The organism is Microbacterium sp. JC 701 (assembly GCF_021026215.1).
In the GTDB taxonomy this organism is placed as follows: Bacteria; Actinomycetota; Actinomycetes; order Actinomycetales; family Microbacteriaceae; genus Microbacterium; species Microbacterium algihabitans.
Genome location: NZ_JAJNCV010000001.1, coordinates 1,254,507 through 1,274,028, shown reverse-complemented (window position 1 = coordinate 1,274,028; position 19,522 = coordinate 1,254,507). Strand labels below are relative to the sequence as shown.

General features: G+C 71.6%; 19 protein-coding genes and 1 pseudogene. 11 read left to right on the top strand and 9 right to left on the bottom strand.

What is annotated here, in order from left to right; translation table 11 throughout:
• The first annotated feature begins 31 nt into the window (after nucleotides 1-31).
• The 7 genes and pseudogenes from LPW41_RS05990 to LPW41_RS05960 all read left to right on the top strand — a co-directional run bounded on the left by LPW41_RS05990 (nucleotide 32) and on the right by LPW41_RS05960 (nucleotide 6,709).
• Nucleotides 32-1,543, top strand: coding sequence for an ABC transporter substrate-binding protein (locus tag LPW41_RS05990; protein ID WP_144828690.1), 1,512 nt, complete (start codon nucleotides 32-34; stop codon nucleotides 1,541-1,543).
• The gene (locus LPW41_RS05985; protein ID WP_144828693.1) at nucleotides 1,540-2,490 is read left to right on the top strand and encodes an ABC transporter permease; all 951 of its coding nucleotides are present in this window, start codon (nucleotides 1,540-1,542) and stop codon (nucleotides 2,488-2,490) included. Before LPW41_RS05990 ends, LPW41_RS05985 begins: the two co-directional genes overlap by 4 nt.
• Entirely contained in the window at nucleotides 2,487-3,356 is an 870-nt protein-coding gene (locus LPW41_RS05980) for an ABC transporter permease (RefSeq protein ID WP_144828696.1), read from the top strand. The genes LPW41_RS05985 and LPW41_RS05980 overlap by 4 nt, the downstream gene beginning before the upstream one ends.
• A pseudogene (locus LPW41_RS05975) lies at nucleotides 3,353-4,126 on the top strand (ATP-binding cassette domain-containing protein); the annotation flags it as partial. The gene LPW41_RS05980 and the pseudogene LPW41_RS05975, both read left to right, overlap by 4 nt.
• A 218-nt stretch (nucleotides 4,127-4,344) precedes the next feature.
• Complete coding sequence (locus LPW41_RS05970; protein WP_186325389.1) at nucleotides 4,345-5,136, top strand: ABC transporter ATP-binding protein; 792 nt, start codon at nucleotides 4,345-4,347, stop codon at nucleotides 5,134-5,136.
• Between the two features lie 189 nt (nucleotides 5,137-5,325).
• Nucleotides 5,326-6,384: a M4 family metallopeptidase gene (locus tag LPW41_RS05965; RefSeq protein WP_230704337.1), complete on the top strand. Its 1,059-nt coding sequence runs from the start codon at nucleotides 5,326-5,328 to the stop codon at nucleotides 6,382-6,384.
• On the top strand, nucleotides 6,371-6,709 hold the full coding sequence (locus LPW41_RS05960) for a protealysin inhibitor emfourin (protein ID WP_144828705.1): 339 nt from the start codon (nucleotides 6,371-6,373) through the stop codon (nucleotides 6,707-6,709). Before LPW41_RS05965 ends, LPW41_RS05960 begins: the two co-directional genes overlap by 14 nt.
• A 237-nt stretch (nucleotides 6,710-6,946) precedes the next feature.
• Here the strand turns inward: LPW41_RS05960 and LPW41_RS05955 are convergent, their stop codons facing one another.
• The 3 genes from LPW41_RS05955 to LPW41_RS05945 all read right to left on the bottom strand — a co-directional run bounded on the left by LPW41_RS05955 (nucleotide 6,947) and on the right by LPW41_RS05945 (nucleotide 8,871).
• Nucleotides 6,947-7,561, bottom strand: a complete 615-nt coding sequence (locus LPW41_RS05955) for a GNAT family N-acetyltransferase (protein ID WP_154095996.1) — start codon at nucleotides 7,559-7,561, stop codon at nucleotides 6,947-6,949.
• Nucleotides 7,562-7,702: 141 nt separating this feature from the next.
• A complete protein-coding gene (locus tag LPW41_RS05950; RefSeq protein WP_144828711.1) occupies nucleotides 7,703-8,389 on the bottom strand; it encodes a uracil-DNA glycosylase in 687 nt (228 codons plus the stop codon).
• Complete coding sequence (locus LPW41_RS05945) at nucleotides 8,386-8,871, bottom strand: phosphoribosyltransferase (RefSeq protein ID WP_144828714.1); 486 nt, start codon at nucleotides 8,869-8,871, stop codon at nucleotides 8,386-8,388. The genes LPW41_RS05950 and LPW41_RS05945 overlap by 4 nt, the downstream gene beginning before the upstream one ends.
• A gap of 77 nt (nucleotides 8,872-8,948) precedes the next feature.
• Here LPW41_RS05945 and LPW41_RS05940 point away from each other — a divergent pair, with 77 nt between their 5' ends.
• Nucleotides 8,949-10,445 (top strand): MFS transporter, encoded by a 1,497-nt coding sequence (locus tag LPW41_RS05940; RefSeq protein ID WP_230704336.1) that lies wholly within the window; start codon nucleotides 8,949-8,951, stop codon nucleotides 10,443-10,445.
• Nucleotides 10,446-10,478: 33 nt separating this feature from the next.
• On the opposite strand, the gene LPW41_RS05935 is transcribed toward LPW41_RS05940, so the two are convergent.
• Entirely contained in the window at nucleotides 10,479-11,249 is a 771-nt protein-coding gene (locus LPW41_RS05935) for an SDR family oxidoreductase (protein WP_230704335.1), read from the bottom strand.
• 156 nt (nucleotides 11,250-11,405) lie between these two features.
• Between LPW41_RS05935 and LPW41_RS05930 the strand changes: the two genes are divergently transcribed.
• Entirely contained in the window at nucleotides 11,406-12,728 is a 1,323-nt protein-coding gene (locus tag LPW41_RS05930) for a bifunctional o-acetylhomoserine/o-acetylserine sulfhydrylase (protein ID WP_144828717.1), read from the top strand.
• Between the two features lie 166 nt (nucleotides 12,729-12,894).
• On the opposite strand, the gene LPW41_RS05925 is transcribed toward LPW41_RS05930, so the two are convergent.
• Nucleotides 12,895-13,593, bottom strand: coding sequence for an SDR family NAD(P)-dependent oxidoreductase (locus LPW41_RS05925; protein WP_144782242.1), 699 nt, complete (start codon nucleotides 13,591-13,593; stop codon nucleotides 12,895-12,897).
• Between the two features lie 116 nt (nucleotides 13,594-13,709).
• Here LPW41_RS05925 and LPW41_RS05920 point away from each other — a divergent pair, with 116 nt between their 5' ends.
• Nucleotides 13,710-14,915, top strand: coding sequence for a homoserine O-acetyltransferase (locus tag LPW41_RS05920; protein ID WP_154095998.1), 1,206 nt, complete (start codon nucleotides 13,710-13,712; stop codon nucleotides 14,913-14,915).
• Nucleotides 14,916-14,948: 33 nt separating this feature from the next.
• Here the strand turns inward: LPW41_RS05920 and LPW41_RS05915 are convergent, their stop codons facing one another.
• The gene (locus tag LPW41_RS05915; RefSeq protein ID WP_269074202.1) at nucleotides 14,949-16,196 is read right to left on the bottom strand and encodes an MFS transporter; all 1,248 of its coding nucleotides are present in this window, start codon (nucleotides 16,194-16,196) and stop codon (nucleotides 14,949-14,951) included.
• Nucleotides 16,197-16,244: 48 nt separating this feature from the next.
• Between LPW41_RS05915 and LPW41_RS05910 the strand changes: the two genes are divergently transcribed.
• Entirely contained in the window at nucleotides 16,245-16,787 is a 543-nt protein-coding gene (locus LPW41_RS05910) for a hypothetical protein (RefSeq protein WP_186325392.1), read from the top strand.
• A 39-nt stretch (nucleotides 16,788-16,826) separates the two neighbouring features.
• Here the strand turns inward: LPW41_RS05910 and LPW41_RS05905 are convergent, their stop codons facing one another.
• The 3 genes from LPW41_RS05905 to LPW41_RS05895 form a co-directional block, all read right to left on the bottom strand.
• On the bottom strand, nucleotides 16,827-17,153 hold the full coding sequence (locus tag LPW41_RS05905; protein ID WP_144828725.1) for a thiamine-binding protein: 327 nt from the start codon (nucleotides 17,151-17,153) through the stop codon (nucleotides 16,827-16,829).
• 126 nt (nucleotides 17,154-17,279) lie between these two features.
• Nucleotides 17,280-18,587, bottom strand: a complete 1,308-nt coding sequence (locus tag LPW41_RS05900; protein ID WP_144828728.1) for a glycosyltransferase family 87 protein — start codon at nucleotides 18,585-18,587, stop codon at nucleotides 17,280-17,282.
• A 79-nt stretch (nucleotides 18,588-18,666) separates the two neighbouring features.
• Nucleotides 18,667-19,521, bottom strand: a complete 855-nt coding sequence (locus tag LPW41_RS05895; protein WP_154096000.1) for an ADP/ATP-dependent (S)-NAD(P)H-hydrate dehydratase — start codon at nucleotides 19,519-19,521, stop codon at nucleotides 18,667-18,669.
• Nucleotide 19,522 lies beyond the last annotated feature (1 nt).

The following is a 19,522-nucleotide window of genomic DNA, read 5'->3' as shown; positions in this document are numbered from 1 at the left end:
ATGCCTTCGGCCTGCGAAAGGACACCCCGCAATGCTGCGCCGCACCGCCCTCGCCACGAGCGCGCTCCTGATCGGAGCTCTCCTGCTCACCTCGTGCACCGGCACCGACACCTCCCCCGCTCCGACGGGTGAAGCCGACCCGAACGGCACCCTCACGGTGGGGCTGAGCCTCGAGCCGACCAACCTCGACATCCGCCACACCAGCGGCGCCTCTCTCGAGCAGGCGCTCATCGACAACGTCTACCAGGGTCTGGTCACCCGCAACGGCGACGAGAACAACGCGATCGTCCCCGCCCTGTCGACCGCGTGGACGATCTCGCCCGACGGCCTCACCTACACCTTCACCCTGCGCGAGGGCGTGACCTTCCACGACGGCAGCGCGCTGACCGCCGACGACGTCGTCACGTCGCTGCAGACGACGAAGGACGACGCGACGATCCAGAACAGCGCCGACCTGGCGAACGTGGCATCCATCTCCTCCCCCGATGCCTCGACCGTCGTGGTCACCCTCGCGCAGCCGAACATCGACTTCCTGTTCGCCCTCACGGGCCGTGCGGGGCTCATCTTCAAGAACGGCGACACGACCAACTTCCAGACCTCGGCCAACGGCACGGGCCCCTTCCGCGTGGAGTCCCGCAACGTCGGCCAGAGCGTGACGCTCGCGCGCTACGACGGCTACTGGGGCGCCAAGGCCGGAGTGGCCGAGGTCGTGCTCGATTACATCCCCGACCGCAACGCCGCCGTCAACGCCGCCGTCGCCGGCGATCTCGACGTCCAGCTCGAGGTCGACCCCGAGCTGCGCGGACAGATCGACGGGACGAACAACTTCACGATCGATTCCGGCCTCACCACCGACAAGGGCACGCTCGCGTTCAACAACGCCAAGGCCCCGCTCAACGATCAGCGCGTGCGCGAGGCGCTGCGCCTGGCGATCGACCACGACGCGCTGATCCAGACGCTCGGGTCGGGCGAGACCCTGTCGGGCCCGATCCCGCCGCTCGACCCCGGGTACGAAGACCTCTCGGGCAGCATCTCGTACAACCCCGACCGCGCACGCGAGCTGCTCGCGCAGGCCGGCGCCGAGAACCTCAACCTCACGCTGACGATCCCCAACGTCTACCCCGGCGCGATCTCGACCTTCCTCGTGTCGTCGTTCGCCGACGTGGGCGTCACCCTGCAGGTCAAGCAGGTCGACTTCTCGGCCTGGCTGCAGGACGTCTACCAGAACAAGGACTACGACCTCAGCTTCGTGCGCCACGTCGAGGCCCGCGACTTCGGCAACTGGGCGAACCCCTCGTACTACTTCGGCTACGACAACGCCGAGGTGCAGGGTCTCTACGCCCAGGCGCTGGCGACCACCGACGAGCAGCAGTCGTCCGACCTGCTCGCCGAGGCCGCGCGCATCGTGAGCGACGACGACGCCGCCGACTGGCTGTTCCTGTCGACGCCGCTCACCGCGGTCGGCACGAACGTGGCGAACTTCCCGAAGAACTCCCTCAACGTGCGACTGCCGCTGTCGGCTGTGACGGTCGCGTCGGAGTGATCCGTTACGCGCTGACACGGCTGGGCCTGCTCGTTCTGGGCCTGGCCGTGGCCAGCGTGCTGATCTTCGTCTCGCTGCGGGTGCTCCCCGGCGACGTCGCGCAGGTGATCGCCGGAACGCAGGCCACCCCCGAGCAGATCGCCGCCCTGCGCGCGAGCCTCGGACTCGACGCTCCCCTGTGGACGCAGTACGCCGACTGGATCGGCGGTCTGCTGCGCGGCGACCTCGGCACCTCTCTGCTCACGGGGACGTCGGTGAGCGCCGAGCTGATCGACAAGGCACGGGTCACCGTGCCCCTGTCGATCATGTCGCTGACGATCGCGCTGCTGATCGGCATTCCGTTCGGTGTGCTCTCCGCCCTCGGGCGCCGGCGTGCGGCGGGGGCAGCGCTCAGCGTCGCCGCGCAGGCGCTCGCGGCGGTGCCGGTGGTGTGGGCGGGACTCATGCTCGTGGTGGTGTTCGCCGTGGGGCTCGGGTGGTTGCCACCCCAGGGTTTCCCGCGCGCCGGCTGGAACGACCCCGCCGCCGCATTCCGCGCGCTCGTGCTGCCCGCGCTGACGATCGGCGTGATCGAGGGGGCCATGCTGCTGCGGTTCGTGCGCAGCGCGACCCTGCAGGCGATCGGCCAGGACTATGTGCGCACCGCCGCCGCCAAAGGCCTGACCCGCACGCGCGCGCTGCTCAGCCACGGTCTGCCCAACGTGGGCCTCTCGGTCATCACGGTGCTGGGGCTGCAGATCGCCGGGATCATCGTGGGAGCCGTCGTCATCGAGCAGCTCTTCACGCTCCCGGGCGTGGGCCGCATGCTCGTCACCGACGTCGCCTCGCGCGACCTGCCCAAGGTGCAGGGCGAGCTTCTCGCGGTGACCGGCTTCGTGCTCATCGTGGGCTTCGTGGTCGACCTCGCGCATCGCCTGATCGACCCTCGACAGCGGGAGGCCGAGTGAACACCCTGAAACGCCTCTGGGGGCTGGGCACCGGCCGCTTCGGTCTCGTCATCGTGCTGCTCGTGCTGCTCGCCGCCGCGGTCTCGCTGGTGTGGACGCCGTTCGACCCCGCCGCCGTCGACGCCCGCGCGCGGTGGACGGATCCCTCGTGGCCCCACGTGCTGGGCACCGACGACAGCGGCCGCGACATCGCAAGCCTCCTGCTCGCCGGCGCCCGCACGACGGTGGTCGTCGCGGTCGGGGCGGGGGTCGTGGCATCCGTCATCGGCATCGCCCTCGGCGCCCTCGGCGCCCTCACGACCCGGTGGGTGCGCGAGAGCGTCTCGGTGCTCGTCGACATCCTCATCGCCTTCCCGGTGCTGATCATCGCGATGATGATCTCGGCCGTGTGGGGCGGGTCGCTGTTCGTGGTCATCTGGTCGGTGGGCATCGGGTTCGGCGTCAACGTCGCCCGCGTCACCCGGCCCGAGCTGCGCCGCGTACTGCACAGCGACTTCGTGCTCGCCGGGCGGGCCAGCGGGCTCTCGACCTGGCAGAACCTCACGCGGCACCTGCTGCCCAACGTCGCGCCCGTGTTCATCGTGCAGCTGTCGTGGGGCATGGCCGTGGCCGTGCTCGCCGAGGCGGGACTGTCGTACCTCGGGTTCGGCGCCCCCGTCACGCAGCCGTCGTGGGGCGTGCTGCTGAACAGCCTGCAGCCTTACATCGCCGTGCACCCGCTCACGGTGGTGTGGCCGGGGCTGGCGATCACCCTGACCGTGCTCGGACTCAACCTGCTGGGCGACGCCCTGCGCGAGGCGGCCGACCCGACGCTCGCCGAGCGCGCGCCGTCGGCACGGACGCATGTTCCGGGGGTGGTCGCATGAGCCTCGAGGTGACCGACCTGCGCATCGAGATCGGCGGCCGGGCCGTCGTCGACGGCATCTCGTTCGCGGTGCCCGACGGCGCACGCGTGGGGCTCATCGGCGAATCGGGCTCGGGCAAGTCGCTGACGGCCCTCGCCATCCTCGGGTTGCTGCCCGACGGGGCCGTGGCCTCCGGCAGCGTGCGGTGGAACGACCGCGAGATCCTCGGACTCCCCGACCGCGAGCTCGCGCGCCTGCGTGGCGACGACATCGGCATCGTCTTCCAGGAGCCCCGCACGGCCCTCAACCCCATCCGCACGGTGGGTCGCCAGATCGGCGAGTCGGTGCGGATCCACGAGAAGGTGTCGAAGCGCGAGGCCCTCGCCCGCGCGGTCGTCGAGGCCGAGCGCGTGGCCCTCCCCGACCCCGAACACCTCGTCTCGCGCTACCCGCACCAGCTTTCCGGCGGCCAGCGCCAGCGCGTCGCGATCGCGATGGCCCTCGCGTGCCGCCCGCGCCTGCTCATCGCCGACGAGCCGACCACCGCCCTCGACGTCACGATCCAAGCCGGGATCCTCTCGCTGCTGCGCTCCCTCGTGCACGACGCCGGCATGTCGCTGGTGTTCATCACGCACGATCTCGCGGTGCTCGCGCAGGTGGCCACGCATGCCGTCGTGCTCGAGCACGGCCGCGTCGTCGAACAGGGCGCCGTCGAAGAACTGCTGCGCGCGCCGTCGTCGCCCGTCACGCAGGCTCTGCTGCGCGATGCGACCGCGACGCTGTGGCATCCCGAGACCGGAACTCCCACCGCGATCCCGGAGGCCGCGACGCCCCAGCCGGCGCAGGGCTCGGGCGAACGGCATCCGGAATCGACCCCGGATGCCGCGGCACAGGGCTCCGCGCCGGATGCAGGCGCCGGTCGGCCCGACGCGACCCCGGCGGGTCCGGCCGACGCGCGGGATGCTGGCCGGCGGCCGCCCGAGACCGGGCCGGACGAGGAGGACACGCCGTGAGCGAGACGCTGATCCGCGCGCGGGGACTCTCGCGCACCTACCCCGCGCCGCGCGGCAGAGGATTCGGCCGCCCCGAGCGCACCGTCGGGCTGAGCGACGTCGACGTCTCGGTGCGGGAAGGCTCCGCCGTCGGGATCATCGGCGAATCGGGCTCGGGCAAGTCGACGCTCGTGCGCCTGCTGCTCGGACTCGACGTGCCCACCGCGGGCACCATCGAGGTCGAGGGACGCCCCGTCGACGCGCGCGGATCGGCGCGCTCGCTGCACTGGCTCCGCCGTACGACCGGCATCGTGTTCCAAGACCCGTACGCCTCGCTCGACCCGCGCATGAACGTCGAGCGCATCGTCGGCGAACCGCTGTGGGCGCTCGGCATCGAGGGCGACCGCCGCGCCCGCGTGCGCGAAGTGCTCGAGCAGGTGGGCCTCGAGGCCGACATGGCCACGCGCTTCCCGCACGAGTTCTCGGGCGGTCAGCGCCAGCGCATCGCCCTCGCGCGCGCGATCGTGCATCGTCCGCGCATCCTCGTCGGCGACGAGCCGCTCTCGGCCCTCGACGTCACGGTGCGCGCGCAGATCCTGCGCCTGCTGGCGCGGCTGCGGACCGAGGAGCAGCTGACCCTCGTGCTCGTCTCGCACGACATCGGCGTGGTGCAGAACGTCTGCGACCAGGTCGTCGTGATGAAAGACGGCCGCATCGTCGAGCAGGGACCGACCGAGAAGGTGCTGCTGCAGCCGCAGGCGGCCTACACACGGCAGCTTCTTGCGTCGATCCCGACGCTGCCGGCCTGACGCTCGCCCGCCGGCGGTCACGAGAACAGGAGAGTGTCACCGCAACAGGCCGTTCCGGCGCGGGTCGTCCTGTTCTCGTCGCATCTCCTGTTCTGGCGACGGATGCCGGCGGATCGGCCGTTCGGCACGGTCGCGCACGCGCCGATCAAGGGATCCCGCGATGTCGGAGGTCGGCGCTACCCTCGGCGCATGACCCCCGGTATCGTCCCCCCGTTCCTGCTCGACCGACTCGCCTCCACCGACGACCCGCGCATGGCGCGGGCCGCGGAAGCGGCGCGCAAGACCCTCGCCGTGCCGCGCCCGGCACGACCGACACGATCCCGCCTGCGACTCTCGATCGAGGGCGACACCCTCGTGGCCGAGACCGGGCCGGCGCCCGATCGCATCATCTCCGACGCGGCGAACACCGAGAACCTGCCGGGCCGTCGCGTGCGCAGCGAAGACGACGCCCCCTCGGGCGACGCCGCCGTCGACGAGGCCTACGACGGCCTCGGCGAGACCTACGACTTCTTCTGGGACGCCTTCGCCCGCGACGGCATCGACGCCGCCGGCGGGTCGCTGCTGGCCACCGTGCACTTCGGCGACGACTACGACAACGCGTTCTGGAACGGCGAGCGCATGGTCTTCGGCGATGGCGACGGCGACGTGTTCGTCGGGTTCACCCGGTCGCTCAGCGTGATCGCGCACGAGCTCGGTCACGGCGTCACCGAGGCCTCCGGCGGGCTCGAGTACCAGGGGCAGTCGGGCGCGCTCAACGAGTCACTGTCCGACGTGTTCGGCGCCCTCGCCGAACAGCACCACCTCCGCCAGAGCGCCGACGAGGCGTCGTGGCTCATCGGCGAGGGCATCTTCGCCGCCGCCGTGCAGGGCGAGGCCCTCCGCTCGATGAAGGCGCCGGGCACCGCCTACGACGACGACGTGCTCGGCACAGACCCGCAGCCGGCGCACATGCGCGACTACGTCGAGACGAGCGACGACAACGGCGGGGTGCACATCAACTCCGGCATTCCGAACAAGGCCTTCTACCTCGCCGCGACCGCGCTCGGCGGGTTCGCGTGGGAGCGCGCCGGTCTCATCTGGTACCGCACGATCACCGCCGGCACCCTGTCGCCCACCGCCGACTTCTCGGCGTTCGCGACCGCCACCCTGTCGGCCGCGGCCAGCGAGTACGGTGAGGAGTCGGAGGAGGTCGCCGCCGTCCGCGCCGCGTGGGCCGGGGTCGGCGTCGAGGAGGATGCCGCAGCCTGACACCGAGGACGACACCGAGAGCGCGGAGCGCTTCGTCGTCATCGTCGTGCGCTCGGGCGGTCTCGCGGGCCTGACGAAGCAGTGGCGGGCCGAGCCCGACCCCGAAGGCGCTCCGCACTGGCGCGCGCTGGTCGAGAGCTGCCCGTGGGACGCCGCCGCCGAGCCCTCCCCCGGAGCCGACCGCTACAGCTGGCGCATCGAGGTGCACCACGGCGACAAGGCCGTGCACGAGGTGCGCCTCGGCGACACCCAGGTCGCGGGCCCGTGGCGCGCGCTCGTCGACGAGGTGCGCCGCGCCGCGCCCGCGACGCCGGTCCGCCGGTAGCCGCGGGCTCAGCCACCTCGCATCAGAGGTCCCCGAGCGTGTCGAAGGGGCCGGTACCCGCTCGACGACCGGCGGCTTCGACAGGCTCAGCCACCCCGCACGCGGCAACCGGGGGCTTTGACAGGCTCAGCCACCTCGCACGCGGCAACCGGGGGCTTTGACAGGCCCAGCCACCTCGCACGCGGCAACCGGCGGCTTCGACAGGCTCAGCCACCTCGCACGCGGCGGCGAAGCGCGTCAGCCGAACAGCCGCCGGCGGGGCTTCTTCTTCGAGGGGATGCTCTTCTGCAGGTACACCACGCCCAGCCAGCGCCCGAACTTGAAGCCGACGCGTCCCATGCGTCCGACCTCGGTGAAGCCGAGCTTCTCGTGCAGCGCGATCGAGGCGTCGGCGCCCTTGTCGCTGATCGCGGCGACCATCTCGCGGATGCCCAGCTCTTGGCAGGCCGCCAGCAGCGCCTCGAGCAGCGCGCGACCGAGACCCTTGCCCGCGGCCGCCTGACCGAGGTAGATCGAGTTCTCGACCGTGTAGCGGTACGCCGACTTCGACTGCCACGGCTGCACGAGCGCATAGCCGAGGATCTGTCCGCTCGGCGACTGTGCAACGAGGAACGGCAGCCCGAGCTTGTCGAGCGTGGCGTACTTGTCACGCCACTTCGCGATCGACCACGCCTTCTCGTCGAAGGTCACCACGGAGTTGCGCACGTAGTAGTTGTAGATCTCGCGGATGTCGGGGATGTCGGCGGGAGTGGCCGGGCGGATCTCGTACGAGAACGGACGCTCGGGCTCGGGCGTCTTGCGCAGGTGCGCCGGTAGCCGGCGTCGGCTCTTCTCGTACTCCTCTTCCAGCACCCCGCCACTCTACGGGCGTCGCCGTTTCACGCGTATGACGTCGCGCGTGCGGTGACGACACCGGATGCCGGGACCCCGGCCCGACGTCTCGGTCGCCGCCCGCGGCATCCGGTCGCTCCGATCAGAGCGTCGCGGCCCCGCTCACGCCGGGATGCGCCAGTCGACGGCATCCGCCCCCTGCTCCTCCAGCAGCGCGTTGACGCGCGAGAACGGCCGGGAGCCGAAGAAGCCGCGACTGGCCGACAGCGGCGAGGGATGCGGAGACGACACGATCGCGGTGTCACCGAGCAGCGGCGTGAGCCCCTGGGCGTCCTTGCCCCACAGCACCGCCACGAGCGGGGCGTCGCGCGCGACGAGGCAGCGGATGGCGTGCTCGGTCACCCGCTCCCAGCCCCAGCCGCGGTGCGAGGCCGGGGCGCCGGGCGCGACCGTGAGCACACGGTTCAGCAGCATGACCCCCTGCGCCGACCAGGCCGAGAGGTCGCCGTGCGCGGCGGGGGCGATCCCGAGATCGTCGGAGAGCTCGCGGTAGATATTCGACAGGCTGCGCGGCAGCGGACGCACGTGCGGATCGACCGCGAACGACAGGCCGATGGGGTGCCCGGGCGTGGGATAGGGGTCCTGACCGACGATGAGCACGCGCACCGCGTCGAGCGGCGTGCGGAAGGCGCGCAGCACGAGGTCGCCCGCCGGAAGGTAGGGCGCGCCGTCCGAGCGCAGCCTCTCGCCGAGCGCGGAGATGTCGGCGGCCACGGGTTCGAGGGGCTGCACCCACGAGCGGTCGATCAGACCGGCATCCGCCAGCTCGCTGAGCGAATGCGCCGTCACGCCGCGTCCTCTTCGCTCACCGACCCCTGGTGCGACCACGGGAAGTCGATCCACAGCGAGGTGTCCTTCCACGCGTAGTCGGGGGTGACCACGGTCGTGGGCTTGGTGTAGATGACGGCCGAGCGGGCCTCGGCGCCGTGGCGATCGAGCAGCTTCACGGCGAGGTCGAGCGTGCGACCGCTGTCGGCGACGTCGTCGACGAGCAGCACCCGCCGCCCCTCGAGGTACGACAGGTCGAGGGCGGGCGGCAGCACCTCGGGGGCATCGAGCACCGTACCCACGCCCGTGTAGAACTCGACGTTCAGCGCCCCGCAGTTCTTCACTCCCAAGCCGTACGCGATGGCGCCGCCGGGCAGGAGTCCCCCGCGAGCGATGGCGACGACCACCTCGGGCTGGAATCCGTCGGCCACGATCGCCCGCGAGATCTCGCGCGTGGCGGCCCCGAAATCGTCCCAGCTCAGGCGCTCGCGTTCGTCCGTCACGGCGGACTCCTTTCATCGACTGTTCTCACCCTAGGTCTTTCCGCGAGGGGGCCCGGGCGCGGTGCTAGGGTCTCGCCATGTCGCGCATCTCCAGTGCGGTCGGACGCGTGCGCACCTCGGCGCTCGGCGTGACCGCGGGTCTGATCGGGTGGTTCGTGCTCGTGGAGCTCGCCAGCGGAATCCTGCAGGGGTACTACGTGCCACTGCTCCCCGACATCGTCGGACACCTCGGCATCCGCGATGCCGACGTCAACTGGTTCGAAGCGGCGCAGCTGCTGCTGTCGGCCCTGGTCCTGCCGGTGCTGGCCAAGCTCGGCGACATGTTCGGGCACAAGCGCATCCTGCTGTTCGCGGCGATCGCGACGGCCGCCGCCAGCTGGTGGCTCGTGTTCGCCGACTCGTTCACGACCTTCCTGCTCGCCTGGGCGCTGCAGGGCTTCTACGTGGTCTGGCTGCCGCTCGAGATCGCGCTCATCTTCGACCGTGGCCGGAGCGCGAGTCGCGGGTCGTCGCAGACGCGTCGCGCGGCGGGCCTGCTCGTGGTCGGCCTGCACGCGGGCGCGATCATCGGCGCCCTCGCCGCGGGCCGTCTGTTCACGGCGACCGGCGGCGATCTGAAGCTCGCCCTCGCTGTCCCCGCGATCGTGGTCAGCGCGATCGCGGTGGTCATCTGGCTGGGCGTCCCCGAGTCCGAGCGCGCCGGCGGTGAGCGCCGTCTGGACCTGCGCGGGTTCGTCATCCTCGCCGCGGCCCTGCTGTGCGTCACCGGGGCCCTGTCGTTCGTCCGGCTCCCCGCCGGTCCCGGACCGGTCGCGATCATCGCGCTGCTGGCGGCGGGCGTGGCGCTGGGCGCATGGTTCGTGCGGTTCGAGCTGCGTCAGCCCGATCCGGCGATCGACATCCGCGTGCTGCGCCGCCCGGAGATGTGGCCCGTGCAGGCCACCGCGTTCCTCGTGGGCATCAGCCTGCTGGGCGCCCAGGGACCGCTCGCGACCTACATGGGCACCGACCCCGCCCTCGGCTACGGCCTGGGTCTCGATGCCACCGACCGCTCGAACGTGATCGGCGTGTACCTGCTCTCGCTGATCGTCGGCGCGGTGCTGTTCGCCGTGACCTCCCGCCGGGCGAGCCCGCGCCTCACGCTCATCGGCGCCGCGGCCCTCGTCGGCATCGGGTACGGGCTCCTGCTGCCCCTGCACACCGGCCTGATCCCGACGCTGGCCTGCTTGACCGTGGCCGGACTCGGATCGGGCGCCCTGGTGGCGGCGATGCCCGCGGCCGCCGCCGCCGCGGCCCCGCGCGGGCAGACCGGCGTGGCCTCGGCCCTGACCAACACGACGAAGACGATCGGCGGTTCGATGTCGTCGGCGATCTTCGGCGTCGTGCTCGCCGGGGCCGCGGGAGCGGCGGTCGGTACGGCTGCGCCCCTCGCCGGTTATCTGACCGTCTGGGTCATCTGCAGTGCCGGCGGATTCGTCGCGGCCGTGCTGCTGTTCTTCGTGCCGAAGGTGGCGTTCGCGGATGCCGCCGAGGCCGAGGTCGCGGCCAGCGCAGCCCGCGGCGAGGTGGCCTGAGCCCGCGGCATCCGCCCCCGAAACGCCGAGCGGTCAGCGGGTCTGCAACGGACCCCGCGCCAGCAGGTGCTGCGCCGACTGCGCGACGGGACGCACCGTGACCAGGTCGAGGTTGACGTGGCCCGGCGCGTCGAGCGCGTAGGCGACCACGTCGGCCACGTCGTGGGCCGACAGCGGCGCCTCGACGCCCTCGTAGAGCTTGTCGGCGGCGTCCTTGTCTCCGCCGAGGCGGTTGAGCGTGAACTCCTCGGTGCGCACCATGCCCGGGGCGATCTCGATCACGCGGAGGGGTTCGCCGTTGAGCTCCTGACGCAGAGCGTGCACGAGCATCGCCTCCCCCGCCTTCGCGGCGTTGTACCCGCCGCCGCCGGGGTACGCCGTCTGCGCGGCCGTCGAGGTGACGAAGAGCAGGTCGGCGTGGCCCTCGTCGTCGGCCGCGCGCCGCAGCTGCGGGAGGAGGGCGGCGGTCAGTCGCTGGCTCGAGAGCACGTTCGCCTCGAACATCCAGCGCCAGTCGTCGGCCGCGCCGTCTTCGATGCGGTCGCTGCCCCGCGCGCCGCCGGCGACGTGCACGAGGGCGTCGACGCCACCCGTCTCGTCGAGCCACGCCGCGAGGGCGGCGACGGCGTCGGCGTCGGTGAGGTCGGCCGCGTGCGCGACGATGCCGGTCTCGGCCTCGAGCGCGTCGAGACGCTCGGCCCGACGGGCGACGCCCACGACATCCCATCCGCGCTCGCGGAGCAGGCGTGCGGTCGCCTCTCCGATTCCCGAACTGGCCCCGGTCACCACTGCACGTCGCGTCATGGCATCCACGCTAGCGCCCTCCTCCGACACCGCCGTCCGCGTCGCGCGGAGCGCTGTTACGGCCTGTGTCCGGGGCGCTTGTCGGTGTCGGAGGTCATCCCTACGCTCGCAACAGGCCACGGCGACCGCCCGGCCTCCAGAAGCTGAGGAGCAGTCATGTCGGCACCCGAGAACTGGCGTTTCGAGACCAAGCAGATCCACACCGGCGCTCAGCCCGACCCGGTGACCAAGGCCCGCGCCACCCCGATCTACCAGACCACCTCGTACGTGTTCGACAACGCCGACCACGCCGCGAACCTGTTCGCGCTGGCCGAGTTCGGAAACATCTACACGCGCATCCAGAACCCCACGCAAGACGTCGTCGAGCAGCGCGTCGCGGGCCTCGAGGGCGGCACCGGCGCCCTCCTCGTCGCCAGCGGCCAGGCGGCCGAGACCTTCGCCGTGCTCAACATCGCCCAGGCGGGCGACCACATCGTCTCGTCGAGCTCGATCTACGGCGGTACCTACAACCTCTTCAAGTACACCCTCGCCAAGCTCGGCATCGAGACGACCTTCGTCGAGAACCAGGACGACCCCGAGGAGTGGCGCGCGGCGGTGCGCCCCAACACGAAGCTGTTCTTCGCCGAGACCATCGGCAACCCCAAGATCAACGTGCTCGACATCCGCTCGGTCGCCGACATCGCGCACGAGGCCGGCGTGCCGCTCATCGTCGACAACACGATCGCGACCCCGTACCTCATCCGCCCCTTCGAGCACGGCGCCGACATCATCGTCCACTCGGCGACCAAGTTCCTCGGCGGGCACGGCACCACGATCGGCGGCGTCATCGTCGACGGCGGCACCTTCGCGTGGTCGGAGCACTCCGACCGCTTCCCCGGCCTCACGACCCCCGACCCCTCGTACCACGGCGCGGTCTACACCCAGGCGGTCGGCGACGGCCTCGCCTACATCATCAAGGCGCGCGTGCAGCTGCTGCGCGACCTCGGCGCCTCGATCTCGCCGCAGAGCGCGTGGCAGCTGATCCAGGGCATCGAGACGCTGTCGCTGCGCGTCGAGCGCCACGTGCAGAACGCGCAGGAGATCGCGGAGTGGCTCGAATCGCACCCCGACGTCGCGACCGTGAACTACTCGGGCCTGCCGACCTCGCCCTGGTACGCGGCGGCCAACAACTACGCCCCCAAGGGCGTCGGCGCGGTGCTGTCGTTCGAGCTGAAGGGCGGCGTCCAGGCGGGCCGCGAGTTCGTCAACTCGCTGAGCCTGTTCAGCCACCTCGCCAACATCGGCGACGTGCGCTCGCTGGTCATCCACCCGGCATCCACCACCCACTCGCAGCTCACGCCCGAGCAGCAGCTCACCGCGGGTGTCACCCCGGGCCTGGTGCGCCTGTCGGTGGGGCTCGAGAACATCGACGACCTCAAGGCCGACCTCGACCAGGCCCTCGCCGCCGCGCGTCGCCTGTCCGAGGCCGCCCGCGCCTGAGCCGCCGCGCCCGGGCCGAGCACGCACCCGGGCCGAACACGCCGAACGCCCCGCCCCGGTCCGCCGGGTCGGGGCGTTCGCGCGTGCGCCCACGTGCGTGAGGGGTCAGAATGTGTCGCCGAGCCGCGCGCGAGGCGACAGAAACCGACCCCTCACGGGGAGGCGGTCACACCTTCTGGCGCGGCCGCAGGCTGCCCAAGCCCCCGTCGACGCCGAGCACCTGGCCGGTCATCCACGCGTTCTCGGGTGCGAGGAGGAACTCCACTGCGCGCGCGACGTCGTCGGGCTCGCCGAGGCGACCGAGCGGGTGCATGGCCTCCGATACCTTGCGCGACATGTCGCTCGCGGTGAGCTTCTCGGTCAACCGCGTCTGCACGAGACCCGGGGCCACGGCGTTCACGCGCAGCCCGTGCGCGGCGTAGCTCGCGGCGGCCGACAGGGTGAGGCCGATCACCCCGGCCTTCGCCGCAGCGATGCCGTCGTGGTTCGGAAGACCTGCGAGGGCCGCCGCCGACGACACCAGCACCACCGCTCCCCCGTCGCGCATGTGGGATCCTGCGGCGCGGACGGCGGCGAACGCCGTGGTGAGCGAGGCCGCGATGAGCTCGTCGTACTGCTCGCGAGAGGTCAGGTGCGCGGGCTTGAGCAGCATCGAGCCCGCGAATACCGCGATGCCGTCGAGCTCGCCCGCCTCGCCGACGACCCGGTCGACGGCGTCGAAGTCGGTGGCATCCAGGGTGAAATCGGGTTCGATCCGCGAGGAATCCCGCGCGGTGGTCACGACGCGGTGTCCCGCGCCCTGCAGTCGTTTCGCCGTCGCCTGACCGATGTCGCTCGAGGCCGCGATGAGGAGGAAGTTCGCCATGCCGGGATCATGACGACCGCACCCGGGAGAGAACGGGTTCTTGACAACCCCCGTCGCCGTGGTGAGCGACCGTAACAGTCCGGTCGACCCCTCCGACACCGGAGAGAATGGATGCCATGGACTGGCAGATCTCCGAAGACACGGTGCCCTCGGCCCCGGTGACGGAGGCGGACGCCCGCTCCCTCCTCGGCCGGCCCCCCGCGACCGGAGCCTGGCGCGACGGCGACCCCGTCGGCGACCGCCGCTTCGCCTCGTTCGGCGAGTTCCGCACCGAGACGGGGGGCTCGCTCCCCGGCATCCGTCTCGCCTATGAGACCTGGGGTGAGCTTTCGCCCGCGCGCGACAATGCCGTGTTGATCCTGCACGCCCTCACCGGCGACAGCCACGTGCGCGGAGCGGCCGGACCCGGACACGCCACCGCCGGCTGGTGGAGCGACCTCGTGGGCCCGGGGGCCGCGATCGACACCGACCGCTTCTTCGTGGTCGCCCCGAACATGCTGGGCGGATGCCAGGGCTCGACCGGTCCTGCGAGCATCGCCCCCGACGGGTACGAGTGGGCCTCCCGCTTCCCCTACCTGACCATCCGCGACCAGGTGTCGGCGCAGGCGCTGCTGGCCGATCAGCTCGGCATCGGCAGCTGGCACGCCGTCGTCGGCGGATCGATGGGCGGCATGCACGCGATCGAGTGGGCGGTCGGTCACCCCGACCGCGTCGAGCGCGCCGCGATCCTCTCCGCCCCGCCGATCACGACGGCCGACCAGATCGCGCTGAACTCCGTGCAGATGGACACCGTGCGCATGGACCCCCGCTTCGCCGGCGGCGAGTACTACGACGCGGGCGACGGCGACGGCCCGCACCGCGGTCTCGCGCTCGCGCGCCGCATGGCGCTGCTCAACTACCGCAGTCCCACCGAGCTCAACTCGCGCTTCCAGCGCTCGTGGCAGTCGGGGGTCAGCCCGCTGGGCCGCGGCGGACGCTTCGCGGTCGAGTCGTACCTCGACTTCCACGGCAACAAGTTCACCCGCCGCTTCGACGCGAACAGCTACCTGACCCTCGTCGAGGCGATGAACTCGCACGACGTCGGCCGTGATCGCGACGGCGTCGACGACGCACTCGGCCGCGTCACCGCGACCACGCTGGTGCTCGGGATCGACAGCGACCGCCTGTTCCCCATCGACGGCCAGCACCGCATCGCCCGCGGCATCCGCAACACCCTCGACGGCGACGCGGCGGTCGTGCTCTCGAGCGACTTCGGCCACGACGGCTTCCTCATCGAGACCGCCGCGGTGGCGACGCACCTCCGCCGCCTCTTCGCGAGCTGACGATTCCGGATGCCGCCGCCTCGACCGCCCGCGTCAGCGCTGCGTCGGGATCGAGCCGGTGATGGCGGTCTGCGCGGCCTCGGCCGCCGGTATCCGGTGCGCGGGGTGCCGGCCGCTGCGGTCCTCGACCCGGTAGGCGACGAACGCCACGGCGAGTCCGCCGATCGCGAGCACGGCGCCGACCCACGCGGGGGCCACGAGCCCGAGGCCCGCGGCGATCGCGAGACCGCCGAGGAACGCGCCGAGGCTGTTGCCGATGTTCAGCGCCGAGTGGTTGAGGGCCGCGGCGATCGACTGGTTGTCTTCGGCGACGTCCATGAGTCGCGTCTGGATCGACGGGCTGAGCGCTGAGCCGCAGAACGCCACGAGGAAGGCGAACAGCACGAGGCTCACGATCCAGCCGGCCGTCAGGGCGAGACCGAAGGATGCCACGCCCAGGGCGATCAGCCCGACGAAGAGCCAGAACCGCAGGTCTTTGTCGGCGAGCGCGCCTCCGACGATGTTGCCGATGGTCATGCCGATCCCGACGATGACGAGCACGACCGACACCGCCCACTCGGGCTGGCCGGCGACGTCGGTGATCATGGGCGCGATGTAGCTGTACATGGCGAAGAACCCGCCGAAGCCGACCGCGCCGATGCCGAGGGCGAACCAGACCTGCCCGATGCGGAACACCCGCATCTCGTCGCGCAGGCGTCGTCCGGGGGTTCCGGGGTGCTTCGGCACGAAGAACGCGATGCACACCGTCGCGAGGGCGAAGATGCCCGCGACGACGGCGAAGGCGGCGCGCCATCCGACCTGCTGGCCGAGCAGGGTGCCCAGCGGCACGCCCACGACGTTCGCGATCGTGAGGCCCGTGAGCACGAAGGCCACTCCCTTGGCGCGGTTGCCGGGGCCGAGCACGTCGGCGGCGACGAGGGCGCCGATGCCGAAGTACGCCCCGTGCGGGAGTCCGGCGAGGAAGCGGGATGCCGCGACCAGCTCGAACGTCGGGGCGATCACGGTCAGCAGGGTGAAGAACGCCAGCGCTGCCGCCAGCACGATCATCACGCGGTGGCGAGGGAAGCGCGCGACCGAGCCCGCGATGGTGGGGGCGCCGACCACCACGCCGAGCGCGTAGAGGGAGATGAGCCACCCGGCCTGCGCGATGGCGTCGTCGGGCGACGCCGCGTAGGCGGTGGGCAGCAGATCGCGGCCGATGTTGGGCAGCAGGCCCATCACCACGAATTCGGTCATGCCGATGCCGAAGCTGCCGATGGCAAGAGAAAGGAGCGCCCGCATCGCCGCACCTCTCGAGGTCGTCGAAGAGGTCACCAGGCGATGCTAGTCGTGACGACGGCACGGGTCGAATCGTTTCGGGACCCGGGTGTGGCGGCCCGCGACGGCTCCTCCCCCGACGGCAGATCGGGTGAACTTTCCCCCGATGCGGCTTCTGGGCCGTCTGGGCGACGCATCCGACTGTCACGCTGGTCTCCACCGCAGACGAGAAGGGCACCGATCATGACCGAACCGCAGTCCTGGGTCCTCATCGGCACGTTCGCAGCGGCCATCCTCGGGGGAATGACCTTCACGACCAGGCTCATCACGACCACGCTCACCCAGGTCATCACCGCGAACACCGATCGGCTCGACGTCAAGATCGACGCGAGGTGCAACGAACTGGGCATGAAGATCGACACCGTCGAAGCCGTCCTGAACCACAAGATCGACGGTGTGGAGAGCAGACTCAACGCGAAGATCGACAGCGTCGAAGCCGGGCTCAAAGCGAAGATCGACGGCGTCGAGGGTCGGCTCCGGGGCGACATGGCCCGCATCGACGCCGACGTGACAGCGATCACGAAACGCATCTGGAACGACCCGCCGCGCGACTGAGGCAGGGGCCCTGCCACGCCGAACGGGCGTCCGCGGGGATCAGTCCTCGCGACGCTCCAGCGCGTCTTCGAGGCGCTCGATCTTGCCGTCGATCTCGCCGGTGCGACCGGGACGGATGTCGGCCTTGAGCACGAGCGACACGCGCGATCCGTAGGGCATCACGGCATCCGTCGCCGCCTTCACGACGGCGAACACCTCGTCCCACTCCCCCTCGACCTCGGTGAACATCGAGGTCGTGCGGTGCGGCAGTCCCGACGCGCGCACCACGGCGACCGCCGCGGCGACGGCGTCGTGAACCGAGGCGTCGGGGTTCTCGGCGGCGAGGGTGCCGACGCCCGAGGGGGCGACGGAGAAGGCGATGAGCATGGTGCGAGCCTACGGCGACGTGCCCGCGGGCGGAACGGGCTCAGCGTGGCGCCGCCGTACCGGCGGGGCGGGACGGCGTCAACGCGTCGCAGGAGCGCGCGCCGGCGACCCGCGGGACGACGGGCGTCAGCGCCCCGCGGGCACGCGCGTCGGCAGGGGCCGGCGACCCGTGACGATCTCGCGCAGCCCCGCGGGCGGGCGGACGCGCCCCACCGGCACGCGCACGACCCGCACGATGGCCCACACCAGCAGCACGAGGCCGAGCACGTTGCGCGCCTCGAGCACGAACACCGGGAAGGGGTTCGGGTGCTGGGCCATGAGCCCGTCGTACATGAGCGGGTACATCCACTGGGTGAGCGCGGCGATCACGAGGGTCATCGCGGCGAAGCCGTACCAGCGTCGCCGGTCGATCATGAGGCCGAGCACGACGGGGGCGAACAGCCACACGTAGTACTGGGGCGAGCCGACCTTGTTGAGGGCGATGAACGCCGTCACCAGGGCGAGCGAGAGCGGCGGGAAGAGGCTGAGGAAGGTCGCGCCGCGACGCATCTTCAGCACGCCGACCACGGCGACCCCCGCCATGACGAGCAGCATGATCGGCGTCATCGCGGCGATCAGCGGCTCGGCTCCGGGCCCCGTCACCTGGAAGGTCAGCACGTCGCCGTCGTAGTACACCTCGTTGCCCGGCACGTAGAAGGCCGCGAGGAACATGTAGACCGCCCCGACGGGCGCTTCCATCTGGATGCCGCGGGTGGTCTGATCGCCCACGAAGCCGAACACGTAGGGGGCGCCGCCCAGGGCCACCACGGCGACGATCGTCACGAGCGAGACCGCGACCGCGCCGTAGACGAGAGCGAGGCGTCGGCGGATGGCGACGAGGCCGGCGGCGAGGATCGCGGCGGGCCACACCTTCATCCACACCGCGACCGAGAGCAGCACGGAGGCGAGGAACGGGCGCCGCAGCATCCAGATGCCGCCGAGGATCGCGAACGGCACGGTGATGCCGTCGATGCGGTAGAGGCCGACGGGGCCGACCAGCAGGATCGCGGCGAGCCAGAACCATGCGGCGAGCACGCGGCCGGTCGAGCGACCCTTGCCCACGAGGATGACGAAGGCGACGAGGTTGAACAGGGACACGGTGATCGCCCATGCGGGGGTGTACCCGGTGAACCAGGCGAAGATCCACGCGAAGGTCATCGGCAGGAACGCGAGCTGCGGGTAGATCCACTTCTCGGTGATCCCGGGCCACTGCCAGGTGTCGCTGCGGGTGCACGAGGTCACGTCGATGCCGCCGAACAGGGCGCAGCGCGACCACGGTTCGTACACCAGGTACACGTCGCCCATCGGCTCGTTGGGCTGCTGGTAGCCCAGGATCCCCACCACGACGTGTACGGCGACGAACGCGATCAACAGGGGAACGACACGCCTCAACACTGCTTCATCCTAAGCGGGCGGCTCCCCCGGCCCCCGACGAGCCCCCTCGGCCCGGCCGGTGGGACCGTCGGCAGGACCTTCAGTCGCGGTCGTCGGAGAGCACGGATGCCACGACCCGCGGCAGCGCCTCGGCGACGTCGAGCGCGGTGAGGGGTCCCCCGTCGGCTCCGCTGTCCTTCGAGGCCCGCGTCCCCGCGGCTCCGTGCAGCCAGGCCGCGGCCGCCGCGCACCGGGAAAGATCGTCGAGGCCGTCGCGCCGGTCGGCGACGGCGCCGGCGACCACCGCGCCGAGCACCCCGCCGAGCACGTCGCCCGTGCCGGCGGTCGCCAGCCACGGTGTGCCCGCACTCACCCGTCGACTGCGCCCGGCCGCGGCGACGATCGTGACCGCGCCCTTCAGCAGCACGACCCCGCCGAACGCGGCCGCCGTCTCGAGGGCCGCCTCCTCCCGCTCGTCGTCGTCGCCGATCTCGACGGAGGCGAGCCCGAGGGCCTCGCGCAGCCGCGTGAGCTCGCGGGCGTGCGGCGTCACGATCACGGGTGCGCTCGCGGCCGGCACCAGATCGAGCGCACCGGCGTCGACCACGACCGGCAGATCGCCGTTCAGGATGCCGCGCAGGGCCGCCGTCTCGGCTGCGTCGCGCTCGGCGGCATCCGTCCCCGATCCGATCACCCACGCCTGCACGCGCCCGTCGGCGGTCACGGTCTCGGGCCGTCGCTGCAGCACGAGATCCTGCGCGCGCTGCGGCCCCAGGTAGCGGACCATGCCCGTGCCGGTGCGCCACGCGGCCTCGACGCCGAGCACCGCGGCACCCGGATAGCGGGCCGATCCGGTGCGCAGGCCGACCACTCCGCGGGAATACTTGTCGTCGTGCGCGGTTGGCCTCCGCAGTGCCCGGGCGGCATCGCGCCCGCTGAACTCCATCGCCGTCATG